Origin of the sequence: Leucobacter komagatae (assembly GCF_000834055.1) — a bacterium.
GTDB classification, from domain to species: Bacteria; Actinomycetota; Actinomycetes; order Actinomycetales; family Microbacteriaceae; genus Leucobacter; species Leucobacter komagatae_A.
Genome location: NZ_JXSQ01000004.1, coordinates 111,896 through 127,484, shown reverse-complemented (window position 1 = coordinate 127,484; position 15,589 = coordinate 111,896). Strand labels below are relative to the sequence as shown.

The following is a 15,589-nucleotide window of genomic DNA, read 5'->3' as shown; positions in this document are numbered from 1 at the left end:
TGAGGTTAGTGGTCAAAATGACGCACCTGGTTCCATAGAGTATATGCTCCGCATGAGGTGAATGAGGGGTTCACTCTGAGTAAATACACAGCCATTATGAGAGATATGCCTACTGAGAACCACGTGACCCAGAATGACGCGCCATACGCGTCCGCGCTCGAACGATACGCAGATGCCGGCCCGCAGAGTCTCATGGTCCCCGGACACGGCTGCGCGCCTGAGGGTGGCGGTGCGCACCTCGCCAAGCTGTTCGGCGACAGGGTCGTGCAGCTCGACGTACCACTCATGCTCGACGGCATCGACCTCGGGCCGGGTTCGCCGCTCTCGCAGGCCCTCGATCTCGCGGCTGAGGCCTGGGGCGCGCGACGCACCTGGTTCCTCACCAATGGCGCCTCGCAGGGAAACCGGACCGCGGCCTTTGCCGCGCGAGGCCTTGGCGAGCGCGTGCTCATGCAGCGCAGCTCCCATTCAAGCTTCACCGACGGTGTGCTGCTCGCCGGGCTCATCCCCGCCTTCGTTGCCCCCAACGTTGACCACGACCACGGCATCGCCCACGGGCTCACTCCCGAGGCGCTCGAGGACGCGCTCGCGACCGAGGCCGACGCAGGGCGCGCAGTGCAGAGCGTATACGTTGTGTCGCCCAGCTACTTCGGGTCAACGGCCGACGTCGCAGGGCTCGCCCGCGTCGCCCACGAGCACGCGGCCGCGCTCATCGTCGACGGCGCATGGGGCGCGCACTTCGGGTTCCACGAGGACCTGCCAGAGTCGCCGGTGCGCCTTGGCGCCGATCTCGTGATCTCCAGCACGCACAAGCTCGCGGGATCCTTCACGCAGTCGGCAATGCTCCACCTTGGCGAAACCGAATTCGCGGAGCGGCTTGAGCCGCTCGTGAACCGCTCGTACACGATGACGTCGTCAACCTCGGCGAGCGCACTCCTCATGGGGTCGCTTGACGCTGCCCGCCACGCGCTCATGAACGGCAAGGCGCAGATCGGCCGTTCCATCGAGATTGCCGAGGAGATGCGCGAGCGACTTCGCGCCAGCGAGGACTTCTCGGTCATCAGCGACAACTTCGGCGACTATGCAGACATCGTCAGCATCGATCCGCTGCGCATCCCCATCGACGTTTCGCGCCTCGCGCGCAGCGGCCACTGGGTGCGTGACCGGCTCATCTCCGACTTCGGCGTGTACTTCGAAATGTCGACGGCCACCACGATCGTGGCGGTCATCGGTGCGCTGGCAACGCCAGACCTCGACCGAGTCATGGCCGGGCTTGAGGCCATCGCGGCGGAAGCGAAAGCCGCGAACGGCGGACCGAGCGACCTCGTTGCCTTCCCCGAGCTTCCCGAGGCCGGAACCCTGCGTATGTTGCCACGCGCCGCGTTCTTCGCCGAGAGCATCGTGGTGACGGCACACCAGGCCATCGGCCAGATCTCGGCAGACACGCTCGCGGCCTACCCGCCAGGGATCCCGAACCTTGTGCCCGGTGAGGAGATCACCGAAGAGACCGTGACGTTCTTGCAGGCTGTTGCCTCGTCGCCGACGGGGTACGTGCGAGGCGCGGTCGATCCGCTCGTTGCAACATTCAGGGTGGTGCGCGACCCGCTCACGGCGAGCGCGAACTAACGCTCGGGGGCCCGGCTCGGGCCCCCTCTCGTGTTCTGGGACGCATGCGTGAGCGCTGCGTCCCCGAGCGAAAAGAAACCGGTCTGCGGCAAGGGAAGCCCCGCAGACCGGTTTCTCGTTGTTGCTCTACAGGTTAGGCCTGCTTCTTGCTCTTCTCGAAGAGGTTGCCAACGAGCGTTGACGTCACGAGAATGAAGCCGAGCAGGACAACGCCGACGATGGAGATCGCTACGACGTCGACGGGCTGACCAGCTGCCGAAAACGGCGCGTGCGTGTCGACCTTTTCGACGCCTTCCGCCGCGAACGCTGGCGCGCTAACCAAAACGGTGGTGAGCGCAACAGAAGCGGCGGTGGCGATGCGGGTGCGGATCTTCACTGTGTCTCCTCAGAAATCTGTGAGCGCGCGGCTACGTGCAGCGCACCCTCCTATTCTGCCCTATTTCCGGCCGTCCCGTGGCTATGCTGGGCATATGAGTGGAGAACGTACAAGTACCCCCATCGACCGCATCGCAGAGGACTGGGTCGATACGCTCACCCGGCTCACCCCAATCACGGGCACGTACATCGGGCGCGAGGAAGCGCACGCACGGCTCAACGACTTCTCGCCGGCCGGCGCAGAGGAGCTCGCGGAGGCACAGCGCGCGACCCTCGCCGAGCTGCGCGGAGCGACCGCAGAAGATGAGGTCGACCGCGTCACGAAGATCGACCTCACCGCCGAACTCGAGCTCAAACTCGCACGGCACGAGGCCGGCGAGGGGCTGCGCGACCTCAACGTGATCGAATCGCCGACCCAGCAGGTGCGCGACATCTTTGACATGATGCCGAGCGACACCGAGGGCGACTGGGCGAACATCGCGGCTCGCATGGCGGCCGTGCCCGAGGCCTTGCGGTCGTACCGCGAGTCGCTCGACGCTGGTGTGCAGCGCGGGCTCGTTCCGGCGATCCGCCAGGTGCGCGAGGTCGCGGCCCAGCTGCGCCGCACGGCGGGCATGTCGCCGCTGATTCAGCCCCGCACGGGAGCTGCCCCGGCAGCAGAACCCGCGAAGGGCTTCTTCGCCGAGCTCGCCGAGCGCGCGGGGGAGTCCGTGCCCGCTTCGCTCCGTGCGGATCTCGCGAAGGCAGCCGACGCGGCATCGTCGGCGTACGCCTCGCTCGCGAACTTCCTCGACACGGCGCTCTCGGCGCACGCGACCGAGGCCGACGCATTCGGCCGTGAGCGCTACGAGCTCGCCTCGGAGGTGTTCCTCGGCGCGAAGGTCGACCTCGACGAGACCTACGAGTGGGGCATCGAAGAGCTTGCCCGCATGGTTGATGAGCAGGAGCGGATCGCCGGTGAGATCCTCGGAGAGAAGCCGCGCAAGGGGATCGTCGCCGATGCGATTGCGCACCTCGAGCAGGATCCGGCGCGAAAGCTCCACGGCACCGACGCCCTGCAGCGCTGGATGCAGGAGACGAGCGACCGGGCCGTTGCGGAGCTGGGGACGACGCAGTTTGATATCCCCTCCGAGATCCGCACCCTTGAGTGCATGATTGCGCCGACCCAGGAGGGTGGCATCTACTACACGGGCCCGTCAAGCGACTTCACGCGCCCGGGGCGCATGTGGTGGTCGGTGCCCGAGGGCGTCACTGAGTTCGACACCTGGCGCGAACTCACGACCGTGTACCACGAGGGTGTTCCCGGCCACCACCTGCAGATCGGCCAGGCGGTCGTCAACAGCGGCACCCTCAACGAGTGGCGCAGGCAGCTCGCGGGATCCTCTGGCAACGCCGAGGGCTGGGCGCTCTACGCCGAGCGGCTCATGGAGCAGCTCGGCTATCTCGATGACCCGGCGGATCGCCTCGGCATGCTCGACGGCCAGCGCATGCGTGCGGCCCGCGTCGTGCTCGACATCGGCGTGCACCTCGGCAAGCAGCGCCCCGACGGCGGCGGTGTCTGGGACGGCGACTACGCCTTCGATTTCATGGCCGAGAACGTGAACATGAACGACAGCTTCGTGCGCTTCGAGGTGCTCCGCTACCTCGGGTGGGCGGGCCAGGCGCCGTCGTATAAGATCGGGCAGCGCATCTGGGAGAACCTGCGCGACGAGGCGAAGGCCCGCGCTGAGCAGGGCGGCGGATCCTTCGACATTCGCGACTTCCACCGCGATGCGCTCAAGCTCGGCGTGACCCGGCTCGACACCCTGCAGTCGGTCATGCGCGGCGAACTCAAGGGCTAGCGCGCCGACTAAGCTGGGCGTGACGAGGGAGGCCACAGTGTCCAACGAAGTACCCACGCCGTCGCTCATCGAGCGCACCGGCATCGAGATCGTGCCCGAGGGGGCCCGCACCGCGAAGCCGCGCGACCTGTTTTGGCCGTGGTTCGCGGCAAACGTGTCAGTGTTCGGCATGTCCTACGGATCCTTCGTGCTCGGCTTCGGCATCTCGTTCTGGCAGGCGACGATCGTGTCTGCCGTCGGCATCGTGGTCTCCTTCTTCCTCTGCGGCTTGATCGCGATTGCCGGAAAGCGCGGATCCGCACCCACGATGGTGCTCTCTCGTGCGGCGTTCGGCGTGCACGGGCAGAAGGTGCCCGGCATCATTTCGTGGCTGACGTCGATCGGCTGGGAGACATTCCTCGCGATCATGGCGGTGCTCGCGACCGCGACGGTGATCACCCAGCTGGGCGGTGACGGCGGGACCGCGGTGAAGCTCATCGCGACGCTCGTCGTCGCCGCGCTCATCGTTGTCGCCTCGGTGCTCGGCTACCACACGATCATGAAGATGCAGTCGATTCTCACGTGGATCACGGGTGCCGTCACGATCCTCTACATCGTTCTCGCCGCACCGCACATCGACTTCGCCGCGGTCATGGCGATCCCCGCGGGGAGCACGGGGCAGGTCATCGGCGCGCTCGTGATGGTCATGACGGGCTTCGGTCTGGGGTGGATCAACATCGCTGCCGACTGGTCGAGGTACCAGCGCCGCGACGCCTCCGACGGCTCCATCATCCTCTGGAACACGATCGGCGGCGCGCTCGCCCCGGTGATCCTCGTGATCTTCGGCCTGCTCCTCGCGGGCAGCGACCCCGAACTGATGGCCGCCGTCGGCGACGACCCAATTGGGGCACTTGCGACGCTGCTGCCGGTGTGGGTGCTCATCCCGTTCCTGCTCACGGCAGTGCTCGCGCTCGTCTCGGGTGCCGTGCTTGGAATCTACTCATCGGGGCTCACCCTGCTGAGCCTCGGGATCCGCATCCCCCGCCCTGCCGCGGCAGGCATTGACGGGCTCATCCTCACCCTCGGCACGATCTGGGTGGTGTTCTTTGCTGAGGGCTTCCTCGGGCCGTTCCAGAGCTTCCTCATCACGCTCGGAGTCCCGCTCGCCGCGTGGGCGGGGATCCTCATCGCCGACATTCTGCGCCGCAAGCGCGACTACGACGAGGTCGCCCTCTTCGACGCGAAGGGGCGCTACGGCGCGTGGGATTGGACGTCGGTCGGAACCTTCGTCGTCGCCTCGGTGATTGGCTGGGGCTTCGTGGCAAACGGCTTCGCCGAAGACGCGCCCTGGAACAACTGGCAGGGATACTTCCTCGGCCTCATCGGCGGCAAGGACGGTGACTGGGCGAACGCGAACCTCGGTGTCTTCTTCGCGCTCGTGCTGTCGTTCGCGGTCGCGTGGTTCGCGCGGGCCGGGAAGATCCGCCGCCAGGAGCGCGCTGCCGGGTAGATCCGGGCGCGCCCACCGTGCAGAAGTGCCCCTGCTAAAACAGGGGCACTTTGTGAAACCGGGTCCCTACGATGGAGGCCCTGAGCGAGCAACGGCTCCCCGGCGGGCCTGAGCCTGCCGGGGAGCCGTTGGCTACCCTCTGCGTACGCTGGTTAGGCGCTGCGACGCCCGCCTTGGCCGCCGCCCGAACGGCGCTGACTACCCTGGCTAGCGGAGCCGCCGGGGCGTCCGCCGCCCTGACCGCCACGACCGCCGCCCGAACCGCCTGAGCGCTGGCCGCTCTGCGAACCGGCGCCGCCCTGACCGCCACGACCGCCGCCGCTGCCACCGCGCGAGCGCTTGCGCTTCGCGTTCGCGCCGGTCGACGAACCGGCACCTGCCGGGTTGTGCCCGGCAGCGCGCTGCTGCGCGGCCTGCGCCTCAGCCCGGCGTGCCTCGATCGCCTTCGGATCCTCGCGTGGCGCTACTTCGCCGATGAGGCCGAGCACCTCAGGGCTCACGGTCTTCGCCATCGGGTTCACTTGCAGCGGGGTTACGTTGATCTTTGCTGCGCGCATGAGCGAACGCATCTCCGAGCGCTGCTCGGGGAGCACGATCGTGACAACGTCACCCTCGTTGCCTGCGCGAGCGGTACGTCCCGAGCGGTGCAGGTAGGCCTTGTGCTCGACGGGCGGGTCGATGTGCACGACGAGATCTACTCCGTCGACGTGCACGCCGCGGGCTGCGACGTCGGTCGCGACGAGCACGCGTGCCTCGCCCGAGACGAACTCGGCAAGGTTGCGGTCTCGCGCATTCTGGGACAGGTTGCCCTGCAGCTCGACCGCAGGGATGCCTGCTGCCGTGAGCTGCTTTGCCAGCTTCTTCGCCTGGTGCTTCATGCGCGTGAACATGATGCGCCGTGCGGTGCCGCTTGCGAGCGCCTCAATGAGCGCGTCCTTCTGGTCCTTGCCAGCCACCTCGAAGATGTGGTGGGTGAGCTGCGGCACGGGCGATTCGGCTGAATCGACGGAGTGCATCACCGGGTTGTGCAGGTACTTCTTCACGATGTTGTCGACGCCGTTATCGAGCGTCGCGCTGAAGAGTAGCCGCTGACCCTGCTTCGGGGTCTTATTCATGATGCGGGTGACGACGGGGAGGAACCCCATGTCGGCCATATGATCAGCCTCGTCGAGCACGGTGATTTCCACCCCGTCGAGGGTGAGGACGCCCTGCTTGAGGAGGTCGTCAAGTCGCCCTGGGGCAGCGACGACGATATCGACGCCGGCCTCGAGCGCGGTCTCCTGGCGGCGCTGTGGCACCCCACCGAAGATGGTGGTGACCTTGAGCCCGACGGGGTCGGCGAGCATCTTCAGCGTCTCGGCGATCTGGGTGACGAGCTCACGTGTTGGGGCGAGAATGATCGCGCGGGGGCGTGATGGCTTGCGCTTCTTCGCTGCCTCGCCCGCGGCGATACCTGCTTCACCTCCCGCGAGGTTCGCGGCGATGGGGATGCCAAAGGCAATGGTCTTGCCCGAGCCTGTGCGGCCGCGTCCGAGAACGTCGCGCCCCTTCAGGGTGTCGGGGAGGGTGTCGCGCTGGATCGGGAAGGGCTCTGTCTTCCCGTTCTTGTCGAGCGCATGGGCAATGGGAGCGGGCACGCCGAGATCGGCGAAAGTCTGAGTGGTCACGCGGTGTTTGGTACTTCCTGCGTTGGTATATGTTGTGGGGGATTTTCCCCGGTGCCACCAGTCTACTTGGCGAGTGCTGTGGGCGCGCGGATGTAGCTCCCGCCCGGTGTCGGCGGGGCGCGGTAGCGTCATGGGTGGATCGACAGCGTGTGGATCCCCGGAGCTGAAAGAGACGTGATGTTCGTACGAGAAACCGAGGCGGGGCCGCTGCTCGTCACGAGCGCGAGCGACCTCACGGCCGCGAGCATGTGTGAGTTTGCTTTTCTGCGCAGAGTCGACGCGAAGCTTGGCCGCGCGGTGAGTGTGCCTGCCGACGACGATGCGATGCTTGCTCGTGCCGGCAGCCTCGGTGACGAACACGAGGAGCGGGTGCTCGGCGAGCTCCGTGAGGAGTTTGGTGTTGGGGTGCTCGGATCTCCGGGTGGAGTTGTCGAGATTCCGAGGCCAGCTGCGATGGATCCCGCAGCGCTTGCGGCTGTCGCCGCTGACACGCTGACCGCACTGCGTGGGCAGGCGAGGGTCGTGTTCCAGGCGACGTTCTTCGACGAGGCGCAGCGACCCGCGCAGGTGGGGGAGCCCGCGATCGCGTTCCTTGGCTTCGCTGACTTCCTTGAGCTTCGGGGCGACGGCAGCTATGAGGTGCAGGACACGAAGCTCGCGCGCCGCGCGAAGGTCACTGCGCTCATGCAGCTTGCCGCGTACGCCGAGCAGCTCGAGCGCATCGGGGTGCCCGTCGCGGCAGAAGCGACGCTGATTCTCGGCTCGGGGGAGCGCACCAGTCACCGGATCGCCGATATCGCCCCGGTGTTCCGCAGGCGTCGCGCTCGGCTGCACGAGCTGCTGCTCGCTCGGTTCGGTGTCGACGGCGTCGATGGGCGCAGGGAGAGCGCCGCGCCCATTGCGTGGGGTGCCGTGGGCGTTGCCGCCTGCGGCCGCTGTGAGGTGTGCGAACCGGAGATTCAGCGCACGCGCGACCCACTGCTCATTGCTGGCCTTTACCCGAGGCAGCGCGCTGCGCTCGTCGCCGCGGGGCTCGGAACGATCGACGCGGTGGCAGCGGCGCTGCCAGAGATTGAGGCCGGGACGCGCGCGGTCGCTGGCCTCACCGGAGCAGTGCTCGAGCGAGTCGCGCTGCAGGCTGCCGTGCAGATCGACAGCGAGCGGGCGGCTGCGGCGGGGAGCGCTGCGGGGGCCGCGCTGACGGCCCCGAGCGTGCGCGTCGTCGCACCCGCGACACTCGCGGCGCTGCCGCAACCCAACCCAGGCGACCTGTTCTTCGATTTCGAGGGCGACCCCTTCTACCGGGAGACCGACGAGGCGGGGGTCGCAAAGTGGAACCTCGATTACCTCTTCGGCATGGTCGACGAGCGCGAGCAGTTCACCGCCATCTGGGCCCACTCGCTCGCTGAAGAGCGCGCGGCGCTCGAACGGTTCATCGCGCTCGTCGTTGAACGCCGCCGCGCCTACCCCGGCATGCGCATCTATCACTACGCGAGCTACGAGCGCACGCACCTGCTGTCGATCGCGGCGCGGCACGGCGTCTGCGAGGCCGAGGTCGATCAGCTGCTTCGCGAGCACGTGCTCGTCGACCTGTACCCGATCGTGAAGCAGGCGCTCCGCGTCGGCTCGCGCTCGTACTCGATTAAGAAGCTCGAGCCGCTGTACATGGGCGCCGAGGTGCGCGCCGAGGACGGCGTCGTGAGCGGCGCCCAGTCCGTCGTCGAGTACGCGGAGGCGAGCGAGCAGCTGGGGTCGGCGGATCCGGTCACGCGGGCAGCAGGGCAGCGCCGCCTCGACGACATCGCCGATTACAACCGCTACGACTGCGTGTCGACGCTCAGGCTGCGCGACTGGCTGCTCGGCATCGCCAGCGAGCACGGCATCGAACCCGTCGCTCCCGACCTGCTGACACCGAGTGATGAGCGGCCCGTCGAGCTCAGCCGCGTCGGCGAACAGTTGCTCGAACAGGCCGAGGCGGCTGAGGATGCCGCTTCCCGCACCGCCCTCCGGCTCGCCGCGAGCGCGATCGACTACCATCAGCGCGAACAGAAGTCGTTTTGGTGGGCGCACTTTGCGCGCCTCGTCGACCCCGTCGAAGAGTGGGCAGACACGCGAGACGTCGTCGTGGTCGAACGCAGCGAAAGCTCCGTGCTCGACGACTGGCACCGCCCGCCCCGCGCGCGCATCGATCGTAGGCGGGTGCGCCTGCGCGGCACCGTAGCACCTGGGAGTACGCTCAAGCCAGGCACCCAGATGTTTGCGCTGTACGAGCATCCGGCGCCGTTCCCCCAGTGGGGCGGCGCACCAGGTGCGCGAGCCGCCAGGCAGGTGGACGTCGTCGAGCGGCACGCTGACGGGGTCACCATCGAAGAGAAGCTGCCAAACGACGCCGCGCCGTTCGACACCCTGCCCGTCGCCGTGACACCTGGCCCGCCTCCGCCAGCGGGCAGGCAGAAGGGCGCGATTGAGGAGTGGGGCGCGGCACTCGTCACCGCCGCGCAGCTCGGAGCAGAGGTCCGCGACCCCGTCTACGAGCTCCTCACCCGCGCCGAACCGCGACTCGCCGGGCGTGACGGCCTCGTCAGCCCGGACTCCAACGAGGCCCTCGATGCTGGCGGCGACGAGGACGCGAGGATGATCGGCGCGGTGCTCGCGAGCCTGCGCCGACTCGATCACGCAGCGCTCGCCGTGCAGGGGCCTCCCGGCACGGGCAAGACCTATCTTGCCGCCCGCGTCATCAGGCAGCTCGTCGAGCGCGATGGCTGGCGGATCGGCGTCGTCGCGCAGTCACACAAGGTCGTCGAGAACGTGCTCGAGGGAGTCGTCTCGGCTGGGCTCGACCCGCGCCTCGTCGCGAAGGTGCCGCAGGGTGGATCGGTTTCCCCCGACGCCGAGCAGCCTGGCTACACCGTGCTCGGACGAGACGGTCACGCCCGCTTCATCGAGGGACTCGCCGGCCGGGGCGCCGTCATCGGCGGCACCGCATGGGACTTCTCAAACGAGGGCCGCTTTGCGCGGAAGAGCCTCGATCTCCTCGTCATCGACGAGGCCGGGCAGTTCTCGCTCGCGCCGACCATTGCTGCCTCGGTCGCTGCGACGCGACTGCTGCTGCTCGGTGACCAGCAACAGCTGCCCCAGGTGTCGCAGGGCTCCCACCCCCGAGCCCGTCGACCAGGCGGCGCTCTCGTGGTTGCTCGACTCCCGCGAGACCATGCCAGAGGAGCTCGGCTACTTCCTCGCCGAGACCCGCAGAATGCGCCCCGAGCTCGCAGACGTCGTCTCCGAACTCTCCTACGAGGGGCGGCTCCGCGCCCACCCGAGCACTTCCGAGCGTGAGGTCATCGGCGCTGATCGGCCCGGCCTGCACTGGCGCCAGGTGGAGCACTACGGAAACTCGACGAGTTCCCCCGAGGAAGCGGCAGCGGTTGTCGACGCAGTGCGGGAGATCCTCGGTTCTGGCGGTTCTGGCGGATCCGCGGACGGCGCACCAGCTGGCGCGCTCCTGAGCGAGCTCGGGCGTGACGGTTCGCCCGCGGTGCGCGCGCTCACCGAGCGCGACATCATCGTCGTTGCCGCCTATAACGCGCAGGTTGAGTGCGTCGCCGAGGCGCTCACCGATGCGGGGTTTGGGGCGGTTCGTGTTGGCACGGTCGACCGCTTCCAGGGTCAGGAGGCTGCGATCTCCCTTGTGACGCTCGCCGCCTCAAGTCCGGAGGACGTGCCGCGCGGCCTCGAGTTCTTGCTCATGCGCAATCGGCTGAACGTCGCTATTAGCCGGGCGCAGTGGTCGAGCTATCTCTTCTCAGCGCCCGGGCTCGGAGACGGGCTCCCGACCTCTGCGGAAGGGCTTGCAGCGCTCTCGGGCTATCTTCGGCTCACCGAGCGCGGGTAACCTGGAGGCATGGTACAGGTTCCAGGCCCGTTCAAGACACCGCCGTCGATGAAGCTCGACCCGAAGCCGCTCGCGGAGGTGGCCGATACCGCACTGCAGGCTGACGACGCGGCTGCGAGCCGAGTCGCGCCCGCAGCCGCGTCGCTCGCGACGCCGCTGCGGAGCGCGTCGCGGCGCTCTGAGATCCCGGTATTCGAGGTGATGCAGATCACCGATGAGGTTGCCCGCCGCAGGCACGCAGGCCACGACGTGGTGTCGCTGTGCGCTGGCGAGCCGAGCGCGCGGCCCGCGCCAGGCACACTGCAGCCTGCAGGCTACACGGGCCCGCTCGGCACGACCCCGCTGCGCGAGGCGATCGCCGGGCACTACCGGAAGTGGTACGGCGTCGAAGTCGACCCCGCTCGCGTTGCTGTGACGACAGGCTCATCAGGGGCGTTCCAACTCGTGTTCCTCACCGCCTTCGATCCGGGGGACCGCGTCGCCCTCGTGAGCCCCGGTTACCCGGCCTACAAGAACATTTTGTCGGCGCTCGGCGTCGAGGTTGTCGAGATTGCGACGGGCCCAGACACCAGGTATCAGCCGACGCCTGAGCTGCTTGAGGCAGCGGTGCGCGAGCGGGGCGACCTCGCCGGCGTCATTGTCGCGTCGCCAGCGAATCCGACGGGCACCATGCTCGGCCGGTCCGAGCTGCACGCGCTCGTCAACTGGTGTGCAGGGCACGGCGCGCGCTTCATCAGCGACGAAATCTACCACGGCATCTCCTACGCGCCTGACGGCCCGGACCGCCGTGGTGTGAGCGCGGTTGAGCTGAATGGCGACGCGATCGTCATCAACTCATTCTCGAAGTACTGGGGTATGACGGGCTGGCGGCTTGGCTGGGCGCTGCTGCCGGAAGACCTCATCGCGCCGTTTGAGGCACTCGCGTCGAACTTCGCGCTTTCGCCGCCGGCGCCGGCGCAGGAACTCGCGATGCGCGCGTTCTCAGACGAAACATACGCGGAGCGCGACCGCGTTGTCGAGGGCTTCGCAAAGGCACGCGCGCTCATTCTCGACGCGGCGCCCTCCCTGAACTGGGGCACGGCGGCACCCTCCGACGGTGCGTTCTACTACTACTCGGAGCTTGGCCAGCAACTCGAGCGCTACGCGGACTCGTCCAGCTACGCGCGTGCGCTGCTCGAAGGCGCGAATGTCGCGGTCGTGCCCGGCGGCGACTTCGACCCCGTCGCTGGCCACCGCGCCGTGCGCCTGTCGTACGCGGCTGGCGAACCGGCGGTGGCTGAAGCGCTTGACCGGATTATTCGGTTTCAACGCGACTAGCGCGCAGCGAACTGTCCGACGGTCTTCCCAAACGGGGAGGTGATGGGGCGCCCTTCCCGGGCCCCATCGCGCGCACCGGCCTCCCGTTGGGTGGCGTCCCGTTCACCGGCTTCCCTCTCGGTGGTCTCCGCGCTGCGGCCGGAACGAGCGTGCTGCCCGTCGCCCGGTTCCGCCTGACGCGGAGAGGTTTCCTCGTCGCCCGCGGAGTGCACTGTTGTTCCCTCCCGATCGACACTCACCCTGAGGACGCCGGCTCGTGCGAGTCGCTGGAGCGAGTCGAGAGACGGCGTCACATCGCCCCGCTCGAGCCGCGCAACGTGCGGCTGCTGCCAGCCGAGGAGTCTGGCGAACTGGGTCTGCGTGAGCTGATTGCTTGCGCGGAACTGGACGACCGCGACACTGACAGCGCCGGCGAGCGCGACCCGATCCGACTCCGCAGCGTATGCGGGGCTGGTCGATTGCTGGGTGCACGCGAGCTCGGCATGACTCTTGAAATCTTCAAGATCCATTGTGCTCATTTCCTCATGTAAGGCTCTCGAGCCTGGCTTCTGCGAGTTCGCAGGCGCGCGTGAACGCTGCTGGCTCGCCCGCTTCCTCGGGGCCGTACGCCCCGATCACGAAGCGATCGCCAAACTGGCGGTAGAGCGCCTGCGTGATGCTCCGGCCGCCCCGCGGGCGAAGCTCGCGGAGGCGGTAGGTGCCTTTGACCGCACTACTGTGCGGAAACCCCAGCGCTGGACCGATCGCGCGGAGTTTGGCGATCGCGTTGTCGACCGCCACCTGTTCACTAGCATCGAGCACCGCATACTCTGCTGCAGCGCTCGGATGATCCCGAATATCCCACATGTGTCTATTATAACACGAATGTTATATAAGTCCACTGCGTGCATTTCCGCCAGGGCCAAGCTTGCCTTCGCGGCGGGGCAGAACTACCGGGCTAGCGAGCGTGGACAGGGGTGCCCGCGGAGACTCCCCACCTTGCCTGCAGCGCGTCGTCGACGGTGCCGGACGCAGGAACTCCGAGCAACTCGATGATCGAATCGGCGTTTGGTACATCAAGCTCAATCGACGTTACCGCTGAGGCGAGTGGGCCTTCGAGTGCGGCGACCGCGCGCGAGATGGCCGAGCGAACTGCCCGCATCACCGCGTCGGTATCGGCGGGGTCAATGGGCTCACCCGAGTCGATCGGGAGTGGGCCGCCGACGCCCTGGGCGCGCTTGAGGGTCACCTCGCTGCGTGTGTAGGTCACACCGTCACCGGTAATGACCTCTGCGATGGCCGTTGCGCCCTCGGGTGACGTTACGAGGCGCACGAAGATGCCGAGCTCGCTCGAGGTTGAGGTTGCGGACGACGCGACGCCGGCGAAGGGGAGGGGGATGCCCGAAGGGGCGCCACCGTGATCGTGTTGATCAGGTGACGCCCCTCCGAAGGAGAACTTAAGATCCATGAGATCCAGCGTACTCCTGTGTGATTGTGAGATTACGCGTTTGCCGCGAGAACCTCGTCAACAGCCTTGAACGGCAGCTCGGGGAACGCGTCGACGACACCCTTGAAGGTGATGACACCGTCGTGGGCGTTCAGGCCCTTGGCGAGTGCCTCGTCGGCAGCGAGCGCCTTGACCCAGCCCTTGTCGGCGAGTGCGACGACGTAGGGGAGGGTTGCGTTGGTGAGCGCAGCGGTCGAGGTCTCGGGGACAGCGCCGGGCATGTTTGCCACGCAGTAGTAGATCGAGTTGTGCACCGGGAAGGTGGGGTCGTCGTGCGTGGTGGGGCGCGAGTTCTCGAAGCAGCCACCCTGGTCGATTGCGATGTCGACGAGGACGGAGCCTGCCTTCATCTGCGCAACCATCTCGTCGGTGACGAGCTTGGGGGCCTTCTCGCCGGGGATGAGGACCGATCCGATGACCAGATCGGCGTCCTTCAGCGCCTCGGTGATGTTGTGTGCGTTCGAGGTGCGCGTCTGGATGCGACCGTTGAACTCGTCCTCGAGCTGCTTGAGGCGGGGGATCGCGATGTCGATGACGGTGACCTCTGCGCCCATGCCGTAAGCGATGCGTGCTGCCTGCTCGCCGGCTGCGCCGCCGCCGATGACGACGACCTTGCCACGACGGGTCGCGGTGACGCCGCCGAGCAGGATGCCACGGCCGCCGTTCGCCTTCATGAGCGAGTAAGCGCCCACCTGAACGGAGAGGCGGCCAGCCACCTCTGACATCGGTGCGAGGAGCGGGAGGCCGCGGTTCGCGAGCTGCACGGTCTCGTACGCGATCGCGGTCGTGCCCGAGGCGACGACAGCTTCGCTGAGGGTCTTGTCAGCAGCGAGGTGCAGGTAGGTGAAGAGCACCTGATCCTTGCGCATCTTGCTGTACTCGGAGGGGATCGGCTCCTTGACCTTCAGGATCATGTCACTGTCGGCCCATACCTGGTCGGCCGACGGCACGATGGTCGCGCCAGCTGCGACGTACTCGTCGTCGGTGATGGCCGAGCCGAGGCCAGCGCCCGCCTGCACGAGAACCTCGTGGCCGCGTCGCTTGAGCTCGAAGACGCCCGCCTGCGTGATGGCGACGCGATTCTCGTTGTTCTTGATTTCGGTGGGAATACCGACGCGCATGATCTTCTCCAAATAAATGCGTAACGGGTGTGTGGTGAAACCGCGCGATCCACTGGGTTTTCCCCAATAACGGGGTCGAAACCGCGGATGTGGCGCGATAGAATTGAAGTATATTCGAGATCCGTAGAGATTTGGTGAATTCTCTTCGGAATCAGTTGTTATGCTCACCTCGCACGAAGCGGAAGAGGGAAATCACGCATGGAATCGAAGAATCTGCGCCCCGAGAGCGATCTCGATGCGGTAGACCGCAAGATCATGGAAGAGCTGCAGGCGAACGGTCGAATGACCAATGCTGAGCTCGCTGAGCGCGTCGGCGTCGCCGCGTCGACCTGCATTGCGCGGGTGCGTAGCCTCGTTTCGCGGCGTGTGATTACGGGATTCACCGCCGCGGTCGACCCGCGAGCGATGGGGCTCGACCTGCAGGTGCTTGTGAGCGTGACCGTGCGATCCGGCGCGCGGCAGCGCATAGCCGAGATGAGTGACGAACTGCGTTCCCTCCCAGAAGTGATGCAGCTCTTCTTCCTCGGCGGAGTCGAAGACTTCATCATTCATCTTGCTGCCCGCGACTCAGACCACGTGCGCGACTTCGTGATGGAGAACCTCTCAGCGCATCCCGCTGTGTCCTCGACTCGGACGAGCATCGTCTTCAGCCATCACCAGAACCCCGTCAGGCAGGCGTAACAGCCCCCACCGACTCCGCTCGGGGCGGGAGAGTCGCCCCATCGCATTCCGCCAGCTGCCGTGACGGCGACTTCCGCTGGGCGACGGGGCGCCT

General features: G+C 67.1%; 13 protein-coding genes. 7 read left to right on the top strand and 6 right to left on the bottom strand.

Features of this window, described 5'->3' with window-relative positions:
- Positions 1–96: 96 nt before the first annotated feature.
- Positions 97–1,626, top strand: coding sequence for an aminotransferase class I/II-fold pyridoxal phosphate-dependent enzyme (locus SD72_RS04755; RefSeq protein ID WP_042543293.1), 1,530 nt, complete (start codon positions 97–99; stop codon positions 1,624–1,626).
- A 133-nt stretch (positions 1,627–1,759) separates the two neighbouring features.
- Here the strand turns inward: SD72_RS04755 and SD72_RS04750 are convergent, their stop codons facing one another.
- A complete protein-coding gene (locus SD72_RS04750; protein ID WP_042543292.1) occupies positions 1,760–2,002 on the bottom strand; it encodes a hypothetical protein in 243 nt (80 codons plus the stop codon).
- A 94-nt stretch (positions 2,003–2,096) separates the two neighbouring features.
- On the opposite strand from SD72_RS04750, the gene SD72_RS04745 reads away from it, so the two are divergent.
- Together SD72_RS04745 and SD72_RS04740 are read left to right on the top strand one after the other, a co-directional pair.
- Positions 2,097–3,842 (top strand): DUF885 domain-containing protein, encoded by a 1,746-nt coding sequence (locus tag SD72_RS04745; RefSeq protein ID WP_042543291.1) that lies wholly within the window; start codon positions 2,097–2,099, stop codon positions 3,840–3,842.
- 37 nt (positions 3,843–3,879) lie between these two features.
- Positions 3,880–5,331 carry a purine-cytosine permease family protein gene (locus SD72_RS04740; protein WP_232299645.1) on the top strand — a complete coding sequence of 484 codons (1,452 nt, stop codon included), beginning with the start codon at positions 3,880–3,882 and terminating at the stop codon, positions 5,329–5,331.
- A 152-nt stretch (positions 5,332–5,483) separates the two neighbouring features.
- On the opposite strand, the gene SD72_RS04735 is transcribed toward SD72_RS04740, so the two are convergent.
- Positions 5,484–6,998 (bottom strand): DEAD/DEAH box helicase, encoded by a 1,515-nt coding sequence (locus SD72_RS04735; RefSeq protein WP_042543289.1) that lies wholly within the window; start codon positions 6,996–6,998, stop codon positions 5,484–5,486.
- A 177-nt stretch (positions 6,999–7,175) separates the two neighbouring features.
- Between SD72_RS04735 and SD72_RS04730 the strand changes: the two genes are divergently transcribed.
- The 3 genes from SD72_RS04730 to SD72_RS04725 all read left to right on the top strand — a co-directional run bounded on the left by SD72_RS04730 (position 7,176) and on the right by SD72_RS04725 (position 12,207).
- Positions 7,176–10,334, top strand: a complete 3,159-nt coding sequence (locus tag SD72_RS04730) for a TM0106 family RecB-like putative nuclease (RefSeq protein WP_332307491.1) — start codon at positions 7,176–7,178, stop codon at positions 10,332–10,334.
- Positions 10,252–10,890 carry a C-terminal helicase domain-containing protein gene (locus SD72_RS18570; RefSeq protein WP_332307492.1) on the top strand — a complete coding sequence of 213 codons (639 nt, stop codon included), beginning with the start codon at positions 10,252–10,254 and terminating at the stop codon, positions 10,888–10,890. The genes SD72_RS04730 and SD72_RS18570 overlap by 83 nt, the downstream gene beginning before the upstream one ends.
- A 201-nt stretch (positions 10,891–11,091) precedes the next feature.
- Positions 11,092–12,207 (top strand): pyridoxal phosphate-dependent aminotransferase, encoded by a 1,116-nt coding sequence (locus SD72_RS04725; protein ID WP_420038414.1) that lies wholly within the window; start codon positions 11,092–11,094, stop codon positions 12,205–12,207.
- On the opposite strand, the gene SD72_RS04720 is transcribed toward SD72_RS04725, so the two are convergent.
- The 4 genes from SD72_RS04720 to ald all read right to left on the bottom strand — a co-directional run bounded on the left by SD72_RS04720 (position 12,204) and on the right by ald (position 14,814).
- Positions 12,204–12,716 (bottom strand): helix-turn-helix domain-containing protein, encoded by a 513-nt coding sequence (locus SD72_RS04720; protein WP_042543287.1) that lies wholly within the window; start codon positions 12,714–12,716, stop codon positions 12,204–12,206. The two genes, SD72_RS04725 and SD72_RS04720, sit on opposite strands and share 4 nt — an antisense overlap.
- Positions 12,717–12,729: 13 nt before the next feature.
- The gene (locus SD72_RS04715) at positions 12,730–13,053 is read right to left on the bottom strand and encodes a hypothetical protein (RefSeq protein ID WP_157000459.1); all 324 of its coding nucleotides are present in this window, start codon (positions 13,051–13,053) and stop codon (positions 12,730–12,732) included.
- Positions 13,054–13,144: 91 nt separating this feature from the next.
- Positions 13,145–13,654, bottom strand: coding sequence for a hypothetical protein (locus SD72_RS04710; protein WP_042543285.1), 510 nt, complete (start codon positions 13,652–13,654; stop codon positions 13,145–13,147).
- A 32-nt stretch (positions 13,655–13,686) separates the two neighbouring features.
- On the bottom strand, positions 13,687–14,814 hold the full coding sequence (gene ald, locus SD72_RS04705; RefSeq protein ID WP_042543284.1) for an alanine dehydrogenase: 1,128 nt from the start codon (positions 14,812–14,814) through the stop codon (positions 13,687–13,689).
- Between the two features lie 198 nt (positions 14,815–15,012).
- Here ald and SD72_RS04700 point away from each other — a divergent pair, with 198 nt between their 5' ends.
- Positions 15,013–15,495: an Lrp/AsnC family transcriptional regulator gene (locus SD72_RS04700; protein ID WP_042543283.1), complete on the top strand. Its 483-nt coding sequence runs from the start codon at positions 15,013–15,015 to the stop codon at positions 15,493–15,495.
- Positions 15,496–15,589 lie beyond the last annotated feature (94 nt).

Bases quoted from the DNA above. Each gene is read 5' to 3' on its own strand.
- SD72_RS04710 (WP_042543285.1), bottom strand. From the start codon at position 13,654: ATGGATCTTAAGTTCTCCTTCGGAGGGGCGTCACCTGATCAACACGAT.
- SD72_RS04745 (WP_042543291.1), top strand. From the start codon at position 2,097: ATGAGTGGAGAACGTACAAGTACCCCCATCGACCGCATCGCAGAGGAC.
- SD72_RS04720 (WP_042543287.1), bottom strand. From the start codon at position 12,716: ATGGATCTTGAAGATTTCAAGAGTCATGCCGAGCTCGCGTGCACCCAG.
- SD72_RS04730 (WP_332307491.1), top strand. From the start codon at position 7,176: ATGTTCGTACGAGAAACCGAGGCGGGGCCGCTGCTCGTCACGAGCGCG.
- SD72_RS18570 (WP_332307492.1), top strand. From the start codon at position 10,252: ATGCGCCCCGAGCTCGCAGACGTCGTCTCCGAACTCTCCTACGAGGGG.
- SD72_RS04755 (WP_042543293.1), top strand. From the start codon at position 97: ATGAGAGATATGCCTACTGAGAACCACGTGACCCAGAATGACGCGCCA.
- SD72_RS04715 (WP_157000459.1), bottom strand. From the start codon at position 13,053: ATGTGGGATATTCGGGATCATCCGAGCGCTGCAGCAGAGTATGCGGTG.
- SD72_RS04700 (WP_042543283.1), top strand. From the start codon at position 15,013: ATGGAATCGAAGAATCTGCGCCCCGAGAGCGATCTCGATGCGGTAGAC.
- SD72_RS04725 (WP_420038414.1), top strand. From the start codon at position 11,092: ATGCAGATCACCGATGAGGTTGCCCGCCGCAGGCACGCAGGCCACGAC.
- ald (WP_042543284.1), bottom strand. From the start codon at position 14,814: ATGCGCGTCGGTATTCCCACCGAAATCAAGAACAACGAGAATCGCGTC.